Genomic DNA, 21,208 nt, shown 5'->3' on the forward strand with positions numbered 1-21,208 from the left:
GAACCAGTCGTTGCGCGGAAACCCCCCAGTTCCTCACCATGCGCACCCTATGGCGTATGGGATCTCCTGTGAACCAGGTCGTACAGCTCCCGTTTGGGGATCCCCGCCTCCTTGGCCACCTCTGCGACGGCGAGCTTGCGCTGCGTGCCCTCGGCGACCCTGCGGTCCACCTCGGCGACCAGCTCGTCGAGGTCCGGCTCGCCCGCACCCGGCACGTGCCCGGCGACCACGATCGTGATCTCGCCCTTGACGCCCTTGGCGGCCCACTCGGCCAGCTCGCCGAGCCCGCCCCGGCGCACCTCCTCGTACGTCTTGGTCAGCTCGCGGCACACGGCGGCCTCCCGGTCGGGGCCGAACGCCTCGGCCATGGCCTCCAGGGAGCTCGCCAGCCGGTGCGGCGCCTCGAAGAAGACCATCGTGCGCTCCTCGCCCGCCAGCGCGGACAGGCGGCGGGTCCGGTCGCCCGGCTTGCGCGGCGGGAAGCCCTCGAAGCAGAACCGGTCGCTGGCCAGCCCCGACACGGCCAGCGCGGTCGTGACCGCGCTCGGCCCCGGCAGCGCGGTCACCGTGATGCCCTCGTCGACCGCGAGGCGCGTCAGCCGGTAACCGGGGTCGGACACGCCCGGCATGCCCGCGTCCGTGATGACGACGACCGTGCGGCCCTCCTTGAGGGTCTCGATGAGCTCGCGGGCTCTGCCCGCCTCGTTCTGGTCGTAGTAGGACACCACCCGGCCGGTGATCTCCACGCCCAGCTCGGTCGCGAGCCTGCGCAGGCGCCTGGTGTCCTCGGCGGCCACCACGTCGGCGCTCTGGAGCACCTCCCGCAGCCGCGGCGAGACGTCGCCCGCCTGGCCGATGGGGGCTCCTGCCAGCACCAACTTGCCGTCTACAGTCACCTGACCATTGTGACAGGGCATCCCAATTACGCGCGTTTCTACGACGTTCCTGCAATTGCTATCGGCTTGAGGCCCGTACGATGTCCGAATGGCGGTGACCGATTCCCCGTACCAGGCCTACGAAAGTTCGGAGGTCGGCGAAAGCCTCCCTCAGACGCGGTCCGTACGCGATCGGGTCGTGCCTCCCATGCGCGGGAGCGTCCTTTGGGGATGGGTGGGCCCGTTGGTGGTCACCCTCTTCGGCGCCGTCCTGCGCTTCATGAACCTGAGCCATCCCAAGGCCGTGGTGTTCGACGAGACGTACTACATGAAGGACGCGTTCTCGCTGATCACCTGGGGCGTCGAGCGGACCACGATCAAGGACGCCGACAAGACGATCATGGCCGGCAAGACCGGCATCTGGCAGGCGTGCGCGCCCGAGCAGCTCGACAAGTGCGCCTCCTACGTCGTGCACCCGCCGCTGGGCAAGTGGATGATCGGCGTCGGCGAGTGGCTGTTCGGGCTCAACCCGTTCGGCTGGCGCTTCGCCGCGGCGCTGATCGGGTCGCTCTCGATCCTCATCCTGGCCAGGGTGGCCCGCAGGATGACGCGTTCGACGCTGCTCGGCTGCTTCGCGGGCCTGCTGCTGGCCCTCGACGGCCTGCACTACGTGCTGTCGCGCACGGCGCTGCTGGACATCTTCCTGATGTTCTGGGTGGTGGCCGCGTTCGCCTGCCTGGTGGCCGACCGCGACCAGGCCAGGGAGCGGCTCGTGACCTGGTACGAGACCTCGCCGGTGTCCCAGTACGGGCCGTCGCTGGGGATCAGGTGGTGGCGCATCGCGGCCGGGGTCTGCCTGGCCTTCGCGATGTCGGTCAAGTGGTCGGGGCTGGCGTTCGCGGTGGCGTTCGCGATCATGTCCGTGCTGTGGGACTTCGGCGCGCGCCGTGCCGTGGGGCTGCGGCATCCCTACGTGGGCGCGTTCAACAAGGACCTGCCGCAGGGGGTCCTGGCGTTCGCGGTGGTGCCCTTCGTGACGTACATGGCCACGTGGACGGGCTGGTTCGTCAACGCGACCGGCTACGGGCGCAACTGGGCCCAGGCGACCTCGTCGGGGCCGGGGTTCTTCATCTTCGACTCGTTGCGGTCGTGGATCAAGTACCAGTGGCAGGTCTACACGTTCCACAGCGGGCTGGAGTCCTCCCACCCGTACATGTCCGAGCCCTGGCAGTGGCCGCTGCTGCTGCGTCCCGTCGCCTTCTACTACGAGGGCAGGCAGAACACCTGCGGCGTCAAGGACTGCTCCGAGGCGGTGCTGGGCGTGGGCACGCCGGTGATCTGGTTCGGGGCGGTGGCCGCGCTGGTGACCCTGATCGGCTGGTACGTCTCCTCGCGCGACTGGCGGGCGGGAGCCGTGCTGCTGTCGTACGCGATGGGGCTGGTGCCCTGGATCTACTTCGCGATCGCCGACAACCGTACGATGTTCCTGTTCTACGCCATCCCGATGGTGCCGTTCATGGTGCTGGCCATCACGTTGTGCGCCGGGCTGCTGATAGGGACGTCGAAACCGACGGCCACGGGTGTGACGCCGACACGGCGTACCATCGGGGCCGCCGCCGTCGGCGCCTTCGCGCTGATCGCACTGATCAACTTCTGGTGGTTGCACCCAATTCTGTCCGCCGAGCTCATTCCGTACACCGAATGGAAGGCCCGCATGTTGTTTGAAAAACGGTGGATATGACCGACTTACCGTCCGCTCATTAGTGCTTTCTTAGGGTAGTCGCCGTGCAAGACCCAATACGCACCGGATTCGGTCATCGTCAGGCCAGGGGTAGATACGGCAAACTTCGGGGCATGAGTGCACCGGATGTCGCCGCCCTCCTCGCGGAGTTGGAGCGATCACAGCCGGAGCTGGCCGAGGAGGCCAGGACCGCCGTCGAATGGCTGACGGGCGGGGAGCCGTTGGAGACGGTGACCCAGCTCGACGTCTGCGAGTTCCTCTGGTACACGTTGCCGCTCAAGGTGGGCGGCGACCACGAGCGCCTGGCACGTTCGCTCGGGCGGCTGCTCCAGCTCGGTGGTTTGGAGCGTTACGCCGCCATGTGCGTGTCACCCACGACCGTCCACATCCTGAGCACGTACGCCCGAGAGGGCGAGGACGCGGGCACCAGCGCCTACCAGCAGGCGCTCGACGCCACGGGCGTGCTCCCGCCCGACGTGCCCGAGCTGCAGTGGAGCATGATCATGGGGCCCGAGGAGCTGGGCGCGCACCTCGCCTGCTCCGCCGCCCTGGAGCTGGCGATCGTCTCCGGCGAGAGCGTCGAGCGCACCGCGCTGACCCGCCGCTGGCTCACCGAGCCCCGTGCCGACCTGGGCGGCGACAGCTGGCTCAACCGGGTGCACGGCGAGCGGCTCAACCGCTGGGTGCTGGGGCGCGGTCCGGCCAGGCGGGAGCTGGCCCAGCCGTTCGAGGTCCGCCTGCACGCGCCCGTGACCCCGCAGCCCCTGCCCGCCCTGCACCGCCTGCTCGCGCTGGCCGCCTCGGGGGAGAGCCTGCCGCTGCGGCTGGCGCCCTCGCCAGAGGCGCTCAGGCTGCGCGAGCTGGCCGAACGCGAGCTGGGCGCGATCAGCCGCGACGGCGCGCGGCTGGCCATCACCGACTACGGCAGGCGGCTGCTCAAGTCACCCGCGGCCATGTGGTCGGCGGTGACCAGGCTGCTGCTGGCCCGGGGCGAGCAGGAGTTCGAGGTGTCGGCGCGCGAGGCCGCGCTGATGCTGCTCGCCGACGGCACGCTGATGTCGCCCGCCAAGCTGCGCGAACGGGTGGCGGAGGTGGTCGGCGGCGAGGGCTGGCATCCCACCACGAGCATGAAGGACGTGGCCGCGCCGGTGGCCGACCTGATCTCGCAGCTCACCGCTCTGGAGCTGGCGTTCAGCGACGATCTGGCGGTACGGATGGACCGCTCCGGGCAGCTCGCGGCCCTGGCGGCGCTTCGCGCCCACGCCCTGCGGCCGAGGAAGTACGTCAGCTCAGGCTGACACCCGGCGCACCGCCTGCTTGAACTCGGGACACTCGATGAGCGGGTCGTGGTCGCAGGTCACCGCGTGGCGCAGGCTGTCACGCAGCCGGGTGAGCTGTGCGACCCGCTCGGAGACCTCGCGCTCCTTGGCGGCCATGCGCTCGCGCAGCCTCGCGTCGGACGGCTTGGCCCGCAGGAACTCGGCGATCTCCGCCAGCGTGAACCCCGCGTCGCGGGCGCACGTGATCAGCGCCAGGCGCTGCAGCGTCTCCGGGCGGTACGCGCGGCGCAGGCCGTTGCGCCCCTCGGCCTGGATGAGCCCCTTGCGCTCGTAGAACCGCAGCGCCGACGCGGCCAGCCCGCTCTGCCTGGCCACCTCGCCTATGTCGATCAACGTGTCGTCCACGACCTGGCTCCTTGACTTGAACCGCACTTCAAGTAGCAGCCTAGCCCGCATGCGAATTCACCATTTGAACCTCGGCTCCATGCGCGAGATCGAATCCCTCGACGGCCGGTCGGCGGCACGCGCGGTGTGCCACGCGCTGCTGATCGAGACGCCCGCCTCCGGGCTCGTCCTGGTCGAGGCCGGGCTGGGGCTCGACGACGTGGCCAGGCCCGGCGAGCTGCTGGAGCGTGAGTGGACGGAGCTCGTCCAGCCGCTGCTCTCCCCCGACGAGACGGCCGTGCGGCAGGTCGCCGCGCTCGGGCACGACCCGCGCGACGTGCGGCACATCGTGCTGACCCACCTGGACGTCGACCACAGCGGTGGCCTGCCCGACTTCCCCGACGCCCAGGTGCACGTCATGGAGGCGGAGCTGGAGGACGCCATCGGCCAGGCCCCGAACCGCCGCTACCGCCCTGGCCACTGGGCGCACTCGCCGAAATGGGTGACCTATCCGGGCACAGGCACGCGGTGGCTCGGCGTGGAGGGCGTGCGGCCGCTGACGGGGCTGCCGGAGGACCTCCTGCTCGTGCCGCTCGACGGGCACACGCGCGGGCACGCGGGGGTGGCGGTCAACGACGGAGACCGCTGGCTGCTGCACGCCGGGGACGCCTACTTCTACCACGGCGAGCTGAACCGCCGGCCCCAGCCACACCCGCTGATGGACGTTGTGCAGGTCAGCGCCCAGGTCGATCCGGAGCGCCGGGTCTCGAGCCAGGACCGCCTGCGCTCGCTCGCACACGACCACGGGGTCGCCGTCTTCTCCGCCCACGACCCCTGGGAGCTCGCCGATCACCTGGGGTAAAACACTGAGCGCCCGCCCTCCGAGGAGGACGGGCGCTCAACGCGTGAGCACCGGTGTGCAGGTCGCCTCTCGGCGAAAGGCACAACGCGGCTCCAGCCGAACGGTAGTCCGCGAAGGCAATAAGTGAGGCCCGGGGACACTGGACACACCGGCCACGATCTATGTAACCACACCCGCCCGCCGAACATTCCCCGGCGCGACGCGAATTCAGCCAGATCGGGTGGGGCCCACGACGGCGACGTCCCGGGGGCGAGGAAGAGGGCGCCGCCCTTCACCGCGCAGGCAGGAAGGGATCCACCAGCTGGGCCGGGGTGAACGGGGACGGCCCCCGACCGGCGGGCGCCTTCGGAGGCGGCGGCAAGTCCCCCGCCACCGGTGTCCGCACCTTCGGAGGCGGCGCATTGTTTGACTTCCCCCAGGCGGATACGTGGATGGCATGGGAATCACGTCCTGGGTCAGGGGCGGACCCGTCAAATCGCCCTTCGCCCTGCCCACCGGCCTGCTCGGCCACCTGGCAGGCCTGTTCATGCTGTGGACCAACCGCCAGGCCGAGCTCCTGCCCTGCCTCGGCATAAAGCCCGGCGAGCACGTGCTGGAGGTCGGCTACGGCCCGGGCGGCCTGGTGAAGCTGCTCGGCAGGACGGGCGCCGCGCGGGTGTGCGGCGTGGACCCGTCGCCCGAGATGCGCTCGCAGGCCGCGCGCCGGGCGAAGGGGGCCGACCTGCGGCTGGGGACCGCGGAGGACACCGGGTTCGCCGGGGACAGCTTCGACTGCGTGGTCGCGGTGAACAACGTGGCGCTCTGGCCCGACCTGGAGGCCGGCCTGCGGGAGCTGCGCCGGGTGACCCGCCCCGGCGGCCGGGTGGTCCTCGGTTGGCACGGCGGCACGTCTCCTTCCATGATCGCCCGCCATCTGCTTCTGTCGGAGGCCGAGCTGGACCGGATCCGGCGCGCGCTGGAAGAGACGTTCGACGAGGTCGATCGGACAGAGCTGAAGAGCCTGACGGTGTTCCGGGCTAGGGTGATCGCCCATGGCGACAGTCCTGGCGTTCCACGCGCATCCGGATGACGAGGTGTTCCTGACCGGCGGCACGCTGGCCCGCGCCGCCGCCGAGGGCCATCGCGCGATCATCGTGGTCGCGACGGACGGCGTCATGAAGTCCGTGGCCGAAGGCGGCACGACCCGCATGGAGGAGCTGCGGGCCGGCGCCGCCGAGCTGGGCGTGGCCCGCGTCGTGCACCTGGGCTACGCCGACAGCGGCCACGGCAAGGAGCTCTACCCGGACCCGCCGGACCGGGCGCGTTTCGTACGCGCCGGCACCGAGGAGGCCGCGGCCAGGCTCGCCGAGATCCTCCGCGAGGAGAACGTGGACCTCCTGCTCAGCTACGACCCCAACGGCGGCTACGGCCACCGCGACCACGTCAAGGTGCACGAGGTGGGCAGGCGGGCCGCCGAGCTGGCCGGAGTGCCTAGGGTGCTGGAGGCGACCATCCCGCGCGACGTCGTCGTCCGGCTGGTACGCCTGGTGCGCCTGCTGCGGATCCCGTTCCGCTTCGACGACCGGGCGCTGGCGAAGGCCTACAGCCCGAGCGCGGCCATCACCCACCGGATCGACGTGCGCCGCTACGCCAGGCAGAAGCAGCGGGCGCTGGCCGCCCACCGCTCCGAGGTGGCAGGGAACGGCCGGATGGCCCACGTCATGAGGATCCTCGTACGGCTCCCTGCGCCCGTGTTCGGTCTGCTGCTCGGCCGCGAATGGTACGTCGAGTCGAAGCCGGGGTGACGGGGCCGGCTAGGCCATTGGCTGCGGCGGATCCGGATCGGCGGGGACGTCAGGTTCGGCTGAGAGCCGCGCGGCCTTGGCGTGCAGGTAGCGCTGCTGCGGGAAGCTGGTCGTGCGCCTGGCGGCCTCCTCGTAGGAGTCGCGGGCGGCCGCGTGGTCGCCGGCCATCTCCAGCAGGTGCCCGCGCACCGCGTGCAGCCGGTGGTCGCCCATGAGGGGCTCCTGGAGCCGTTCCAGCAGGTGGAGCCCGGCGAGGGGGCCGCGCGCCATGGCCACAGCGACGGCGTGGTTGAGCGCCACCATGGGGTTGCCCGAGATGCGCATCAGCAGCTCGTACAGGGCCACGATCTGGGGCCAGTCGGTCTCCTCCGCGCTCGGCGCCTCGTCGTGCACCGCCGCGATGGCCGCCTGGAGCTGGTAGGGGCCGGGCGAGCCCCGCTGGAGCGCGTCGGTGACGAGTTCGATGCCCTCTTTGACGGAGTCGGCGTGCCACAGGCCGCGGTCCTGCTCGGCCATCGGGATCAGCGCGCCGTCCGGGCCCGTACGCGCCGGTCGCCGCGCGTCGGTGAGCAGCATGAGCGCGAGCAGCCCCGCCACCTCGGGATCGTCGGGGAGCAGCCGGTGCACCACGCGGGCCAGCCTGATCGCCTCCGCCGCCAGCTCAGCGCGCTGCAGGTCGGGCCCCGACGTGCTGGCGTACCCCTCGTTGAAGATCAGGTACAGCACGTGCAGCACCGCCCCGAGCCGTTCCGCGCGCTCCTCGGCCCTGGGCAGGCTGAAGGGCAGCCCGCTGTCCTTGACGCGCTGCTTGGCCCGGGTGATGCGGCGCGTCATGGTGCCCTCGGGCACCAGGAACGCGCGGGCGATCTCGGCGGTGGTCAGGCCGCCGACCGCGCGCAGGGTGAGCGCGATCTGCGAGGCCGGCGACAGCGACGGGTGGCAGCACATGAACAGCAGGATGAGCGTGTCGTCCGCGCCGGAGACCGGCTGGTCGGCGGCCGGGGCCAGCCATTGCTCCGGCAGCGTCCAGGCCGCCACGGCGTCCTCGCGGCGCCGGCGCGCCTGCTCGGCCCGGAGCAGGTCGGTCAACCGGCGCGAGGCCACGGTGATCAGCCAGGCCCGCGGATTGTCCGGTACGCCCTCCTCCGGCCACTGCAGGGCGGCCGCCAGCAGCGCTTCCTGGGTGGCGTCCTCGGCCGTGGCGAAATGCCCGTAACGCCGGACAACCGCGCCGAGGACCTGCGGCGCCAGCTCGCGCAGCAGGTCCTCGGCCTCGATGCCGTCGATCAGAACCCCAGGTCCGCGCTGGAGTCCACGATGGGCCGGACGTCGGCATAGACGGTGTCGGCGGGATCGCCGGGGTACGGGCACTGCCCCAGACGGGCGGCGATCGCGGTGGCCCGGTCGAAGCTCTCGCACTCCACGATCCAGTAGCCGGCCAGCACCTCCTGCGTCTCGGCGTACGGCCCGTCGGTCACGAACGCCTCGCCGCCGCGCGAGCCGAGCCTGCGGGTGTGCACGGGAGCGGCGAGTCCGCGCGTCTCCACCAGCTCGCCCGACTCCTCCAGCTCCTTGTTGAACGCCTCCATGAACTGGTGCATGGCTGCCACGGCCTCCCCGGACCAGCCGGACCGGCCGGTGTCCTTGCCGGCCATGGCGTCGTAGTCCTGCTGGGACCCGTACGAAAGGATCATGTACTTCATGGTGATCGCGTCCTCTCTCGTGTGCTCTCACCGGGTACGTCGGAGCCATGGCCGTTCACCGGACACCTCTACGATGCCAAACATGCCTTTTGCGACAGCCGTGGACGGCGTCAAGCTGTCCTACCAGGTCCGCGGCGGCGGGCTACCCCTCGTGCTCCTGCAGGGACAGGCCAACAACCACCACTGGTGGGATCCCGTGCGCGCCGACTTCGAGGACTCCTTCCGCACCATCACCTTCGACTACCGCGGCACGGGCGACAGCGACAAGCCAGACGAGCCGTATGCCACGCGCGGCTTCGCCGCCGACGTGCTCGCGGTGCTCGACGAGCTGGGCGTGGAGCGGGCGCACGTGTACGGGACGTCGATGGGCGGCCGGGTGGCCCAGTGGCTGGCGGCCGACCATCCCTCGCGGGTCGGGTCGCTGGTGCTCGGCTGCAGCTCGCCGGGCGGCGCCCACGGGATCGAGCGGGACAACGACGTACGCAGGTCGCTGGCCCAGCGGGACCGGGCAGCCGCCGAGCGCGCGCTGCTGGAGCTCATGTACACGCCTGCCTGGCTGGCCACCCATCCCGGCCCGCACCAAACGGTCGGCGACCCCGACATGCCCGCGTACGCCCGCCGCCGCCACCTGGCGGCCAGCGGCGGCCACGACAGCTGGGACGCGCTGCCCTCCATCGCCGCGCCCACGCTGGTCGTGCACGGCACCGACGACGTGTTCAACCCGGCGGCCAACGCCCCGCTGCTGGCCGGGCGCATTCCGGGGGCGGAGCTGCGGATGATCGAGGGGGCGCGGCACGCGTACTTCGAGGAGTTCAGAGAGGTCGCGAGCCCTCTGGTGCTGGAGTTCCTGCTGCGCGGGTGAGGCGGGCGGCCAGCGCGTGCAGGTGCGCGGCGAGCTCGGGCGGCTCGTGCACCTCGAACTCGCAGCCCAGCCCCAGCAGGTGGAAGGCGAGCCAGTCCAGGGTGTCGCCGTGCATGTGCAGCCGGCAGCGCTCCCCGTCGGCCGGGGTGACCTCGCCCAGCGCCCTGACCGCCTCCGTGGGCCGGGTGTGCAGCGTGACGACGGCCTCGTACGTGGGGGCGAGCGAGTAGAGCTGCTCGGTGACGTACGCGGCGGCGTCCCCGGCGGGCGGCTCGCGCGGCGTGCTCCTCGCGCCCGTCGCCCGCAGCTCGGCGATGCGGTCGATGCGGAAGATCCGCCAGTCGTCGCGGTCGCGGTCGTGCCCGAGCAGATACCAGCGCCGCCCGGTCGCGACGAGGCGGTGCGGGTCGACCAGCCGCTCGCTGCTCGTGCCGTCGTTCTTCCGGTACCCGAACCGCACCTGCTCACGGTTCGCCACGGCCGCCGCCAGCGTGGTGAGCTGCCCGGGATCGACCGGCTGCCCGTACTCCGCGGGCAGCGGGACGGTGGCGCCGCCCAGTGACCTGACCCGGTAGCGCAGGCGGGACGGCAGCACCTGCTCCAGCTTGGCCAGTGCGCGCACCGACGCCTCCTCGATGCCCTGGACGGGGTGCCTGGCAGCGGTGGACAGGCCGACCGCGATGGCCACCGCCTCCTCGTCGTCCAGCAGCAGCGGCGGCATGGCCGCGCCCGCGACCAGCCGGTATCCGCCGGCGGCGCCCATGCTGGCCTCGACCGGGTAGCCGAGGTCGCGCAGGCGCTCGACGTCGCGCCGCACCGTACGGCGGCTGACCCCCAGTCGCTCGGCCAGCTCACTGCCCGGCCACTCGCGCGGGCTCTGAAGCAGCGACAGCAGCGCCAGCAGGCGGGACTCGGTCATGGATCCCAGCGTATGTGGGCATGTGGGACAGGATCTGACCTACATGCGAAATAGCCTCCAGGCATGACCATTCCAGAGGGCTACACCACCGTCACACCGTGGATCATCGGCCACGACACCGCAGGGCTCATCGACTACCTCAAGACCGCGTTCGACGCCGTCGAGCTGGCCAGGGTGACCGACGACGAGGGACGCATCGGGCACGCGGAGGTGCGGATCGGGGACGCGGTGGTGATGATGTTCGACGCGCCACCCCACTGGCCGTCCACCCCGGCCTTCCTGCGCCTGTACGTCCCCGACGCCGACGCCGCCCACCGCCGCGCCGTCGAGGTGGGTGGGGCGTCGGTGACCGAGGTCACGCACCTGTTCTGGGGCGACCGGGTGGGACGGGTACGCGACCCGTTCGGCAACCTGTGGTGGATCCAGTCCCGCGTCGAGGAGGTCTCGCCGGAGGAGATGGAGCGCCGCATGAGCGACCCCGTGTTCACGAAGGCGATGGAGTACGTCCAGAGCGCGGATTTCTTCCCTGACCGGTGATACGCCTCGCGCGACGAAATGAATTGGACAGCGATCGTACGGGCTTGCTACGTTCGCGGCTATGTCCAGCCCCGAGGCGTCAAGACGCTAGCCACCGGTCATCCGGTGGCTGTCTCGCGTTGACGCCGGGCTCTCCGCGAGCCGTGCGGATCATCGTGATGCGGCCGGTTCCCCAGGGGGCAGGACCTTCAGTCGGCCTGCCCGCTTCCTTGTCGATCCTCGATGCGGTCGCGGAGTTCTTTCATGCCTTTCGCTGTTTACCTGCTCGGACTGGCGGTTTTCGCCCAAGGGACGTCCGAGTTCATGCTGTCCGGGCTGATCCCGGGCATCGCGCGGGACCTGCAGGTGTCCATCCCCGCCGCGGGGCTGCTCACCTCGGCGTTCGCCGTCGGGATGGTGGTGGGGGCGCCGCTCATGGCGGTGCTCAGCCTGCGCTGGTCCCGGCGGTTCGCGCTGCTGGCCTTCCTGGTCGCGTTCCTGGTCGTGCACGTGGTGGGCGCGGTCACCACCAGCTACGCCGTGCTGCTCGGCACGCGGGTGATCGCGGCGCTGGCCAACGCCGGGTTCCTGGCGGTGGCCATGGCGACCGCCGTCGCGCTCGCGCCCCCTGATGCCAAGGGGCGCGCCACCTCCGTCCTCCTCGGCGGCGTCACGATCGCCTGCGTCGCGGGCGTGCCGGGCGGCGCGCTGCTGGGCGAGGTGTGGGGGTGGCGCTCGGCGTTCTGGGCGGTGGCCGTCGCGCTGGTCCCGGCCATCTTCGCCGTGCTCCGGTCCGTGCCGTCCGGCACCCCCGGCTCGGCCGATGCGCGGGTGCTCCGGTCCGTGCCGTCCGGCACCCCCCGCTCGGCCGGTCCGCGGGTGCTCCCGTCCGTGCCCTCCGGCGCCCCTGGTCCGGCCGGTCCGCGTGCCCGCGGGGAGCTGCGGGCGCTGCGCCGGCCGCGGCTGCTGGTCCTCCTTGTGCTGGCCGGTCTGGTGAACGGCGGCACCTTCTGCACGTTCACGTACCTCGCGCCCCTCCTCACCGGGGACACCGGGATCGGGTCCTCCTGGATGCCCCTGATGCTGGCCCTGTTCGGGCTGGGCTCGTTCGCCGGGGTGACCGTCAGCGGGCGGGTGGCCGACCGGCGGCCGGTCCGGCTGCTGGTGATCTGCGGGCCGGCGCTGGCCGCCGGCTGGGCCGTCTTCGCGTTGACGGCGGGGGCGCCGGTGCCCGCGGTCGTGCTCGTCTTCGTCCAGGGGACGCTCTCGTTCGCCGTGGGGTCCACGCTGATCTCGCAGGTGCTGTACGCGGCCATCGGCGCGCCCACCCTGGCCGCCGGGTTCGCCACGGCCGCGCTCAACGTGGGCGCGACGCTCGGGCCGTGGCTGGGCGGCGTGACCATCGGGGCCGGGCTCGGGCTGCGGTCGCCTCTGTGGGTGAGCGCCCTGCTGGTGGCCGCCGCCCTGGCCACCGCCGCCGTCGCCCACGCCGTCGGGCGTCCGTCATCCGCGAAGCCGGTGGAGCAGGACCATCCGGCTGAGGCACAGTGAGTGTCATGGAACCCGCTACACGCTTCCGCCGGGAGATCCGGGCATTCCTGGACGCCGCCCGGCAGGCGGCCGGGACCGGAGCCGCGCCGGCCGTGCCGTCCTGTCCCGGCTGGTCGGTCGCCGATCTGGTGATCCACCTGGGCTCCGTGCACCGGGGCGTGTTCAGCATCATCAAGGACCGGCGCGACGGGCCGCCGGACGCCTCCGACCTCTCCTTCGCCGGGCTGCCGCCGGACCTCACGGGGTGGCCCGACCCGCAGCACGCGCCCAACCTCGGGCCGATCCCGGACGGGGTGCTCGACTGGTTCGAGGAGGGGGCGGCCCGGCTGGAGGGGCTCTTCAACGAGCGCGAGGCGGGCGATCCCGCGTGGACGTGGTCGAAGGAGCAGACCGTCGGGTTCTGGGTGCGGGTGCAGACCATCGAGGCCGCCGTGCACCGCTGGGACGCCGAGAACGCCGTCGGCGTCCCGCGCCCGATCCACGAGGACGTGGCGGCCGACGCGGTCACGCAGACGTTCGAGGTCATGGTGCCCGCGCGGCGGGAGTGGACGCGGGCGCCCGCCGGAGCGGGCGAGCGGTTCCGCTTCCGGCGCACGGACGGCGAGGGCGACTGGGCGGTCCACTTCGACGGCCCGGACGTGCGGCTCTCCTTCGAGGCGGACGGCGGCCCATTCGACGTCGAGCTGGCCGGGAGCGCGTCGGACCTGATGCTGTTCCTCTGGCATCGCATCCCGGCCGACGGTCTCGACGTGCGCGGCGACAAGAGCAGGCTCGACCGATACTTTGCCCTTGTGCCTCCCGTATGACCTAATCTGACCGTTATGCAGGTCAGGGACTTGAACGGCACGCAACTGGCGGTGATCAGGCCGGCGGCCGGCGGGTTCCCCCGGCACAGCCACGACGAGTACGTCATCAGCGTCAACCTGTGCGGGCGCGAGCGCGTACGGCTGGACCGCTCGTCGTTCGAGGTGGACCTGGACGAGGTGACCGTCTACAACCCCGACCAGGTCCAGTCCTGCACCACGCGGACACCGGACGAGACGGCCTTCGCCTGCGTGAGCTGGTACGTCCCGCCCACCGCGCTGGCCTCGCTGACCGGGGACGCCCCGGTGGACTTCGAGCGCCCGGTCGTCCGCGCCGCACACCTGCGTTCCGAGCTGCTCCGGGCGGCGCGCGACCTGCCCGGGAGCGATCCCGGGCTGGTGGAGGAGCGGCTGACGCTCCTGCTCCTGAACCTCCTGGACCTCGCGGCCGGTCGGCGCCGCCAGGCGCGTCGCCGGACCCTCGCCGACGCGCGGATCGCCGCCGTGCTGGACCGGCTGCGCGGCGACCTGACCGCCGCACCGCGCCTGGCCGACCTCGCCGCCGAGGCCGGGATGTCCCGCGAGCACCTCGTACGGTCGTTCGCCAGGGCCACCGGTTGCCCGCCCTACGCCTGGCACCTGCAGGCCCGGCTCGCCGAAGGGCGGCGGAGGCTGCGGCGGGGCGAACCGGTCGCGGGCGTGGCGCACGACCTGGGGTTCGCCGACCAGGCCCACTTCCATCGGCACTTCACCGCCGCGTACGCCATCACCCCGGGCCGCTTCCGGGCCGTCAACATCTGACAAGACCACGGGTATCTCCGGCCACCAGAGTGAGCGCCATGTCCGAGGTCTTCATGCTGGCCCTGTGGGTGGGGCTGCTGTTCAACGCAGCGCCGGGTGCGGTGTTCAGCGAGTCGTTGCGGCGGGGTGTGCGGGGCGGGTTCGGCCCGGCGTTCGCGGTGCAGGTCGGGTCGCTGGCAGGCGACGCCGTGTGGGCGCTGCTCGGACTGGCCGGGGTCGGCGCACTGTTCACCCTGCCGGCCCTGCGCGTGCCGCTGACGATCGCCGGCTGCCTCCTCCTCGCCTGGCTCGGGCTGACGGGGCTGCGTGACGCGGTCTCCCCGCGTCCCGCCGCTCCCGGCGGCGTTTCGGGGCGAAGCGGCGTCGCGGTCGGGGCCGCCATGTCGCTCGGCAACCCGTGGAACGTCGTCTACTGGTCTGGCGCGGCCGGCGCCGTCAGCTCCGTGCTGGGCGAGGACGCGGGCTTCGCGAGCCTGGCCGCCTTCTTCACCGGCTTCATGACCTCCTCGCTGGCCTGGTGCTTCATCTGCGCCGGGCTCATCTCGCTCCTGCGCAGGGCCCTGCCGCCACTCGCCGTACGCCTCCTGGAGGCGGGGTGCGGGGCGGCGCTGCTGGTGTTCGCGGCCCTGCTCGCCGCCCGTCTGCTGTGAGCTGCGGGCGAGGAGCCGCCGCGCCCGCAGGTACCGCCAGGTGAAGATTGTCTGACACGACCGATAATTCGGTGGTGTCCCGATGCCTGCAGAAGCTACCGTTACTGCAGGTCAGCGGCTGGGCAAGCGCGCTGTCCCCCGCGGACCCGCGGCTCAACCGTACGGAATCGACCGACGGCGAGGCGATGGTCACCACTGGCGCCGTCCTAACGCCCCAGACGATCGCGAGCCGCGGGTCCCTTGCCTCTCAGCGGCCGGCGAAGCCGTCGAGGGCCGCGAAGATCTCGTTCTTGAACGTCTCGCTCCCGGTGTGCCCGGAGTCGTCCACGACGACCAGCTTGGCGTCCGGCCAGGCCTTGGCCAGCTCCCACGCCGTCTCGAGCGGACAGCCCATGTCGAGGCGGCCGTGGATCAGCACGCCGGGGATCCCGGCCAGTCTCCCGGCCTCGCGCAGCAGCACGCCTTCCTCCAGCCACGCGGCGTTGGAGAAGTAGTGGGCGCAGATGCGGACGAACGCGTGCAGGGCCTCGGTCGGGCGGTTGCTGTAGGCGTTCTTCTTTCCGTTGGGCTCCGCGGAGATCACCGCGTCCTCCCAGGCCATCCAGTCGTGGGCCGCCTTCGCGCGGACCTCCGGGCCGGGGTCGGCCATGAGCCGCGAGTACGCCGCCAGCAGCGCGAAGGTGTCGCCGTCGCGGTCGGCCTCGGGCACCCCCTGCCTGAACCGCTCCCACTCCTCCGGGAAGAACCGGCCGGCGCCGCGGTAGAGCCAGTCGATCTCGGAGCGGCGCGTGGCCATGACCGCCAGGATGACCATCTCCGACACCCGCTCCGGATGGGCCTCCGCGTAGGCCAGCATCAGCGTCGCACCCCACGAACCGCCGTACAGCAGCCACTTGTCGATGCCGAGGTGCTCGCGCAACTGCTCCATGTCGGCGATCAGGTGCTGGGTGGTGTTGGTGCTGAGGTCGGTGGCGGGGTCGGCGGCGTGCGGCAGGCTGCGGCCGCAGTTTCGCTGATCGAACAGGACGATCCGGTAGCGCTCCGGGTCGAACGTCTTGCGCACCGAAGTCGAGCACCCCGCCCCGGGCCCGCCGTGGACGATGAGCGCGGGCTTCCCCTCCGGGTTGCCGCAGACCTCCCAGTAGACGAGGTTGCCGTCGCCGGTGTCGAGCATGCCGTGGTCGTAGGGCTCGATGGGGGGATACATAGAGACGATCTTATCGAGACGGCCGCGGTGGTCCGGCGGACCATCGCGGCCGCTGTACTTACGCCACCTTGGACGAGGGGGCCGTCCAGGTGTTGCACGATCCGGGGTCGCCGGTGGCGAAACCGCGCTTGGCCCAGGCGCGTACGGTGGCCGTCTTGCCGTACTCGCGGCTCCCGCCGCTCATCAGGCTCACATAGTAATTCCAGTCCTCCGTGGTCCGCCCCTCCATCGGCCAGACGCTCTTCAGGAAGGCGCCGGCGAGGCAATCCTTCTGGAGCCGGTAGCGGCGTTCCTGCTCGTAATATTCGGCGTCGTTGCGGTACCGCACGGCGTCATAGGCGCCCTCGATGCCGGTCAAACTCTGAACGTGATAGCCGTACATATAGGCGGTCAGCTGGAACAGCCAGAGGTCCTCGGGATCGGCGAGCCAGCTTTTGCCGATCTGGAAGAACAGTGTGCGGTTCTTCACGCAATACCACGCCTGCGAGTTGTCTTTGTCCGGCTTGAAGCCGCAGGTCTTGGGGATTTTGGCGACGTGCCGCACCTTGATCTTGGAGTAGGGCAGGCCGGCGCCGGTGAGGTGCTGTTCCCAGGTGGTTTCCAGGCAGGCGATGACCGCGTCGACGTAGGCGCGGGCCAGCTTGCGGTCGCCCGTCTTGACCTTCGGCTCCGCGCAGGTCGTCGTGGGCAGCGGCCCCGCTTCGTAAAGCGGGTTGGCGATGAGCTTGGGGTGCTTGACGGGGTAGGCGGCGGCCGTACCGGATAAAGGCACCATGAGGGCGGCCGTCAGCGCCGCGGTCATGAGAAGTTTCACGAGGCGTGAGAATAGGACCTTGCGCTGACGAGGGCCAGTTCCGGAAGAAAAGTAATTCAACCGCCACCTAGCGTGCGGCCGGCCCGCCGGTAGTCTCGTCGTGAGAACGCCGGAAAGGACTCCGACATGGACGGCAGGCATCCCGCACTCGCCCGGCTCGACCGCCTCGTCGGCCGGTGGACGGTGCAGCCGAAGGTGGACGGCCTAGGCAGCGCGTGGACCGAGTTCGCCTGGCAGGACGACGGCCTGTTCCTCCGCCAGTTCACCGACGCCGAGCCGCCGCCGTCCACCGCCCCGCAGGCGTGGCGGGACCACGCGCCGTTCCCCACCGTCTCCCTGATCGGGCTCGACGACGCCACCGAGGAGTTCACCATGTTGTACGCCGACGCGCGCGGCGTGCACCGGGTCTACCGGATGACGCTGGCGGACGGCGAGTGGCGGATCTGGCGGCACGCGCCGGGCTTCAACCAGCGTTTCCACGGCACGTTCAGCGCCGACGGCGACACCGTGAACGCGCGGTGGGAGACGTCGGAGGACGGCCAGACCTGGGACCTCGACTTCGAGATCACGTACGTGCGGGCGGTTCAGGCAAGCAGGTAGTCGAGCAGGCGGAGGTGCTCGTCCAAGTCCGGGTCGGGGCTGGCGGTCCAGGCGCCCGCCAGGTCGGGCCGGTGGTGGGCGACGTGCAGGCAGAACGCGGCTATCTGGTCACGGGCGTTCTGCTGGGGAGTGACTGGTTCGTCCAGGGCCTGGCGGGCCGCCCAGCTCAGATCGATCCTCTCGCGCAGCCAGTTCGGCGCCAGCCGTTCGCGTTCGGCGACATCCGCCACGGACGCGCCCGCCAGGAGCGCGATCCGCTCGGCCAGCTCGGACTCGCCGCGAGCCGCCGCCATGCGCTCGAACCGGGTCCACTCCCTGCCCATCGACCCGAGGCGCTCGCCCCATCGCTCGAGCACGACGTGCCGCACGGCCCGGGCCGCCTCCCTGAGGTGGTACGTCGCCGCGTCCAGTCGCAGCGCCGCCCGCTCCTGATGCGCCCGGTCACGGGCGTCGGCCGCACTCTGCCGCCACCACCCGATCCTGGCCTCGACCACGGCGGAGTGGAAGCGCATCTCGGTCAGCCAGCCCACGAAGCGGCTCGTGAGCCGGTCCTCCGGGTCGGCCGCGCGGCCCTGGAATGCCTTGTCCATGCCGTGGAACCAGCGCAGGTCTCGCGTCAGCCGCTCCACGGCCCAGTCCGCGTCCATGGACACGGCCTCTTGTGCTTCCTTCACCGTGAACGCGAGCCAGCCGACGTCAAGGTTCTGCGCCCTGCCGCTGGCGGCCCACCAGTCCACGAGCTGCGCCTGCTCGCGCTCGACATGCCCGGCTGTCGCCTCCGGATCGCCGTCGTACACGGGAAGGAGATCGATGTCCGACATCGGCCAGGGACCACCCCGCCCGACGCTGCCTCCGACGATCAACCCATGCACGCCCGGAACGGCGGCCAGCCTGCGTGTGGCCTCCTCCAGACGATCCAACAGCAACTCCCGCCAGCGGCCCGAGATCGTCATCCCCCGATCTTGGCGGGTCCCAGTGCCACGGGCAATGCGACGGGTCCCTCGGTGATGAGCGACGAGGAGTAGACGATCTCGTCCTCCGCGACCGCCAGCCGCAGCCCGGGGAACCTGCCGAACAGCGAGCTCAGCGCGATGCGGGCCTCAAGCCGGGCCAGCGGCGCACCCAGGCAGAAGTGCGGCCCGCGACCGAACGCGAAATGCGTCTCCTGGCCGCGCGAGATGTCGAACCGCGCCGCGTCCCCGCCGAACTTGGCCGGATCCGTCCCCGCGCCCGCCACCCCGACCAGGACCGGGACCCCGGCCGGGATCGTCACCCCACCGAGCCGCACGTCCGCCACCGGATAGCGGAACATGATGCTGACCACCGAGCTCCGGGTGCGCAACGACTGCTCGACCACCTGGTCCCAGGCGTCGTCCCGAAGGGCGAGGGCGAGTTGCCCGGGGTGGGTGCACAGGGCGAGGACCGCGTTGGCGATCAGGTGCAGGGTGCTCTCGTGGCCGGCGATCAGCACCAGCCACAGGATCCACAACATCTCCTCGTCCGACAGCCGGTCGCCGTCGTCCTCCTGCGCCCGGATGAGCCCGGTGGTGAGGTCGTCCCCCGGTTCGCCGCGTTTGCGCTGGATGAACGCGCTGAGATAGCCGAGGATGCCGTCCCCGGCGGCGACGGCCTCCGCCGGGGTGGCGGTGTGCGAGAGGATCACGTTGCTCCACTCGCGGAGCTGCTGCCGTTCCTGCTCGGGCACGCCGAACAGCTCGCAGATCACGTTGACCGGCAGCGGCTCGGTGAAATAGCGGACCAGGTCCACCACGTCCCCCTCGGCCGCCAGCCGGTCGAGCAGCTCGTCCGTCATCTCCTTGATCCGGGAGGCGAGGGCCCGGACGTGTCCTGGGGTGAAGGCGCGGTTGATGAGGCCGCGTAGCCGCCGGTGATCCGCGCCGTCCTTGGTCAGCAGGTGGTCGCCCCCGATGAGCTGGCGCAGGGGCCAGTCAGGGGGGATGGTGCCGTCGTTCAGTGCGGTGAAGTTCCGCGGGTTCTTGCTGTAGAGCGTGCCGTCGTTGGCGAGGACCTCGTTCACCATGTCGTACGAGGTCACGATCCAGGCGTCGACCTTGCCTGGAAGCTCGATGGGCACCACCGGCCCGTTCTCGTCGCGGTATCGGCGGATCGTCTCGGATGTCCGCTCGCCGGGGACCGGGATCTGCAGGGGAGGGATGGCCATTGAAGACCTCCGATGCATGAGTTTCTTTCTCAACTGTCCGCGATGCGTCGCTTTCCAGCCAAGACAGGTCAGGTGTCACCCGAAGCCGTCAATCCCTGGCCACCACGCCACCCCGTGTCATCGGAAGTCGTCGACGTGATCGGCGGCCCATTGGCGGAACGTACGCGCCGGCGTCCCGGTGATCTCCTCCACCGCGGAGGTGATCAACCCAGCGTGCGGCCGCTGCTCCGCGCTGGCCAGCAGGGCTTCCACCAGGGCAGGCGGCATCCCGTCCGCGAGCATCTGCTCGCGTGCGGTCTCCACGGGCACCTCCTCGAAGCGCAGCGGGCGCCCGACGGCCTCCCCGATCGCGCGTACCTGCTGGGCCCTGCTCACCACCTCCGGCCCGGTCAGCACGTACGTCGCCCCCACGTGCCCGTCATCGGCCAGCACGCGCGCCGCCACGGCTGCGACATCGCGCGGGTCGACCACGGCGGTGGCCGCGATGTCCGGCCCCCGTACGACGCCGGTGCCGCGGATCTGCGCGGCCCACCCGCGGGTGTTGGAGGCGATGGTGTCCGCCCGCAGGAAGGTCCATTCCAGACCCGACTTCTTGATCAGGCTCTCCATGTCGGCATGGAGCTGGTTGATCGGATCGGTCTGCCGCCCGGCCTCGTCGTTCACTCCTGACGACGAGAGGTAGACGACCCGGCGGGCATGGCCCCGGATCACGTCCAGGACTGCGGGGGCGCCTTCGGTGGTGAGAAAGGGCCAGACCAGGAACACCGTCTCGACGTCCGCCAGGGCCTGGGCCAGCGTGTCCGGCCTGGACAGGTCCCCTTCCGCCGCCTCCACCCCCGCGTCAAGCCGGCGAGCTGTCCTCACAAGCGCGCGCACGGGGCCGCCGACGGACACAAGCTGGGTCAATACCTCCCGGCCGACGTTACCCGTCGCACCAGTCACAAGAATCCTGTTCATGCCCCATGTCAGCCTCGGGTGCCGGCGGCGATATTCCCTGCGAACGCGGGGGGCGGTCGCTTGGGCGCAGAACGACCGCTGCGATACTCCAGCGCATGAGCACGACCGAGCGGCCAGGCACCCCGACGCGGTGGACGCTGCGCGCCGCCGAGCCGGGAGACGTCGAGATGATCGCGGAGTTGCGGGCCACGGTGCTACGTGCCGACCTGCGGCGGCTTGGCCGTTTCGACGAGCACCGGGTCCGGCAGCGCCTGAGGGATTCCTTCTCCGCCGAATACACGTCGATCATCGCGGCCGACGGCGATTTCGCGGGTTGCGTGACGTTGCGGCCCGGCGAGGACGGACGGTGGCTGGAGCACTTCTACATCGCCCCGAAACTCCAGGGCCAAGGCCTCGGCTCGGCCGTCCTGCGGGCCCTGCTGGACCGGACCGACGCCGAGGACGTGGCCGTCCGCCTGAACGTCCTGCAAGGCAGCGCCGCACGGCGCCTGTACGAACGCCACGGGTTCGTCGTGGAAACTGAGGACCCGGTCGACGTCTTCATGGTGCGGCAGCCGGCTTTCACGTCGTGAACATCGGCGGATGCGCCGATCGAGCTCCCACAACGCCGTCCTGTCGTCGTCGTGGCGCAGCGACTCATACGTGCCTTCGTACCGCAGCCACCGGACGACCCGATGCTCCCGGGAAAGCACTATCTCGGCCTCGCCCGGCCCGAAG

The 21,208-nt window shown here is 71.2% G+C and carries 23 protein-coding genes; 13 read left to right on the forward strand and 10 right to left on the reverse strand.

The genetic code is table 11. The features are described from left to right. Positions 1-47 precede the first annotated feature (47 nt). Complete coding sequence (gene rsmI / locus ACIBVN_RS21120) at positions 48-917, reverse strand: 16S rRNA (cytidine(1402)-2'-O)-methyltransferase (RefSeq protein WP_397138749.1); 870 nt, start codon at positions 915-917, stop codon at positions 48-50. Between the two features lie 67 nt (positions 918-984). On the opposite strand from rsmI, the gene ACIBVN_RS21125 reads away from it, so the two are divergent. Together ACIBVN_RS21125 and ACIBVN_RS21130 are read left to right on the forward strand one after the other, a co-directional pair. Beyond that, entirely contained in the window at positions 985-2,616 is a 1,632-nt protein-coding gene (locus ACIBVN_RS21125; RefSeq protein WP_397138751.1) for a dolichyl-phosphate-mannose--protein mannosyltransferase, read from the forward strand. 113 nt (positions 2,617-2,729) lie between these two features. Further along, entirely contained in the window at positions 2,730-3,914 is a 1,185-nt protein-coding gene (locus ACIBVN_RS21130) for a hypothetical protein (protein ID WP_397138753.1), read from the forward strand. Here the strand turns inward: ACIBVN_RS21130 and ACIBVN_RS21135 are convergent. Then, entirely contained in the window at positions 3,906-4,301 is a 396-nt protein-coding gene (locus ACIBVN_RS21135) for a MerR family transcriptional regulator (RefSeq protein WP_397138755.1), read from the reverse strand. The genes ACIBVN_RS21130 and ACIBVN_RS21135 overlap by 9 nt on opposite strands. A 49-nt stretch (positions 4,302-4,350) precedes the next feature. Between ACIBVN_RS21135 and ACIBVN_RS21140 the strand changes: the two genes are divergently transcribed. The 3 genes from ACIBVN_RS21140 (at position 4,351) to ACIBVN_RS21150 (ending at position 6,926) form a co-directional block, all read left to right on the forward strand. Continuing rightward, the gene (locus tag ACIBVN_RS21140) at positions 4,351-5,142 is read left to right on the forward strand and encodes an MBL fold metallo-hydrolase (RefSeq protein ID WP_397138757.1); all 792 of its coding nucleotides are present in this window, start codon (positions 4,351-4,353) and stop codon (positions 5,140-5,142) included. A gap of 436 nt (positions 5,143-5,578) precedes the next feature. Then, on the forward strand, positions 5,579-6,211 hold the full coding sequence (locus ACIBVN_RS21145) for a class I SAM-dependent methyltransferase (protein ID WP_397138759.1): 633 nt from the start codon (positions 5,579-5,581) through the stop codon (positions 6,209-6,211). Continuing rightward, entirely contained in the window at positions 6,174-6,926 is a 753-nt protein-coding gene (locus ACIBVN_RS21150) for a PIG-L deacetylase family protein (RefSeq protein ID WP_397138761.1), read from the forward strand. The genes ACIBVN_RS21145 and ACIBVN_RS21150 overlap by 38 nt, the downstream gene beginning before the upstream one ends. Positions 6,927-6,935: 9 nt before the next feature. On the opposite strand, the gene ACIBVN_RS21155 is transcribed toward ACIBVN_RS21150, so the two are convergent. After that, complete coding sequence (locus ACIBVN_RS21155; protein ID WP_397138924.1) at positions 6,936-8,204, reverse strand: RNA polymerase sigma factor; 1,269 nt, start codon at positions 8,202-8,204, stop codon at positions 6,936-6,938. An 8-nt stretch (positions 8,205-8,212) separates the two neighbouring features. Then, positions 8,213-8,620 carry a YciI family protein gene (locus tag ACIBVN_RS21160; RefSeq protein WP_397138763.1) on the reverse strand — a complete coding sequence of 136 codons (408 nt, stop codon included), beginning with the start codon at positions 8,618-8,620 and terminating at the stop codon, positions 8,213-8,215. Between the two features lie 91 nt (positions 8,621-8,711). Here ACIBVN_RS21160 and ACIBVN_RS21165 point away from each other — a divergent pair, with 91 nt between their 5' ends. Continuing rightward, positions 8,712-9,491 (forward strand): alpha/beta fold hydrolase, encoded by a 780-nt coding sequence (locus ACIBVN_RS21165; protein ID WP_397138765.1) that lies wholly within the window; start codon positions 8,712-8,714, stop codon positions 9,489-9,491. Here ACIBVN_RS21165 and ACIBVN_RS21170 read toward each other — a convergent pair. After that, a complete protein-coding gene (locus tag ACIBVN_RS21170; RefSeq protein ID WP_397138767.1) occupies positions 9,442-10,410 on the reverse strand; it encodes a helix-turn-helix transcriptional regulator in 969 nt (322 codons plus the stop codon). The genes ACIBVN_RS21165 and ACIBVN_RS21170 overlap by 50 nt on opposite strands. Before the next feature lie 63 nt (positions 10,411-10,473). Here ACIBVN_RS21170 and ACIBVN_RS21175 point away from each other — a divergent pair, with 63 nt between their 5' ends. From ACIBVN_RS21175 to ACIBVN_RS21195, 5 genes are all read left to right on the forward strand, one after another. After that, positions 10,474-10,947 carry a VOC family protein gene (locus ACIBVN_RS21175; RefSeq protein ID WP_397138769.1) on the forward strand — a complete coding sequence of 158 codons (474 nt, stop codon included), beginning with the start codon at positions 10,474-10,476 and terminating at the stop codon, positions 10,945-10,947. 243 nt (positions 10,948-11,190) lie between these two features. Continuing rightward, positions 11,191-12,477, forward strand: a complete 1,287-nt coding sequence (locus tag ACIBVN_RS21180; RefSeq protein WP_397138771.1) for an MFS transporter — start codon at positions 11,191-11,193, stop codon at positions 12,475-12,477. Positions 12,478-12,482: 5 nt separating this feature from the next. Then, positions 12,483-13,283, forward strand: coding sequence for a maleylpyruvate isomerase family mycothiol-dependent enzyme (locus ACIBVN_RS21185; RefSeq protein WP_397138773.1), 801 nt, complete (start codon positions 12,483-12,485; stop codon positions 13,281-13,283). 15 nt (positions 13,284-13,298) lie between these two features. Further along, positions 13,299-14,081, forward strand: coding sequence for a helix-turn-helix domain-containing protein (locus ACIBVN_RS21190; protein WP_397138775.1), 783 nt, complete (start codon positions 13,299-13,301; stop codon positions 14,079-14,081). Positions 14,082-14,119: 38 nt separating this feature from the next. Continuing rightward, positions 14,120-14,731 carry a LysE family transporter gene (locus tag ACIBVN_RS21195; protein WP_397138777.1) on the forward strand — a complete coding sequence of 204 codons (612 nt, stop codon included), beginning with the start codon at positions 14,120-14,122 and terminating at the stop codon, positions 14,729-14,731. Between the two features lie 247 nt (positions 14,732-14,978). On the opposite strand, the gene pip is transcribed toward ACIBVN_RS21195, so the two are convergent. Next, positions 14,979-15,938: a prolyl aminopeptidase gene (pip, locus tag ACIBVN_RS21200; RefSeq protein ID WP_397138779.1), complete on the reverse strand. Its 960-nt coding sequence runs from the start codon at positions 15,936-15,938 to the stop codon at positions 14,979-14,981. Between the two features lie 58 nt (positions 15,939-15,996). Beyond that, the gene (locus tag ACIBVN_RS21205; protein ID WP_397138781.1) at positions 15,997-16,740 is read right to left on the reverse strand and encodes a neutral zinc metallopeptidase; all 744 of its coding nucleotides are present in this window, start codon (positions 16,738-16,740) and stop codon (positions 15,997-15,999) included. A gap of 138 nt (positions 16,741-16,878) precedes the next feature. On the opposite strand from ACIBVN_RS21205, the gene ACIBVN_RS21210 reads away from it, so the two are divergent. After that, positions 16,879-17,352 (forward strand): hypothetical protein, encoded by a 474-nt coding sequence (locus tag ACIBVN_RS21210; RefSeq protein WP_397138783.1) that lies wholly within the window; start codon positions 16,879-16,881, stop codon positions 17,350-17,352. Here the strand turns inward: ACIBVN_RS21210 and ACIBVN_RS21215 are convergent. From ACIBVN_RS21215 to ACIBVN_RS21225, 3 genes are all read right to left on the reverse strand, one after another. Further along, entirely contained in the window at positions 17,337-18,305 is a 969-nt protein-coding gene (locus tag ACIBVN_RS21215; protein ID WP_397138785.1) for a hypothetical protein, read from the reverse strand. The two genes, ACIBVN_RS21210 and ACIBVN_RS21215, sit on opposite strands and share 16 nt — an antisense overlap. After that, positions 18,302-19,534, reverse strand: coding sequence for a cytochrome P450 (locus tag ACIBVN_RS21220; protein WP_397138787.1), 1,233 nt, complete (start codon positions 19,532-19,534; stop codon positions 18,302-18,304). The genes ACIBVN_RS21215 and ACIBVN_RS21220 overlap by 4 nt, the downstream gene beginning before the upstream one ends. A gap of 117 nt (positions 19,535-19,651) precedes the next feature. After that, entirely contained in the window at positions 19,652-20,491 is an 840-nt protein-coding gene (locus tag ACIBVN_RS21225; protein WP_397138789.1) for an NAD(P)H-binding protein, read from the reverse strand. Between the two features lie 95 nt (positions 20,492-20,586). On the opposite strand from ACIBVN_RS21225, the gene ACIBVN_RS21230 reads away from it, so the two are divergent. Next, on the forward strand, positions 20,587-21,063 hold the full coding sequence (locus ACIBVN_RS21230) for a GNAT family N-acetyltransferase (protein ID WP_397138791.1): 477 nt from the start codon (positions 20,587-20,589) through the stop codon (positions 21,061-21,063). Positions 21,064-21,208 lie beyond the last annotated feature (145 nt).

Source organism: Nonomuraea sp. NPDC049400 (assembly GCF_044466425.1).
Lineage (GTDB): Bacteria > Actinomycetota > Actinomycetes > Streptosporangiales > Streptosporangiaceae > Nonomuraea.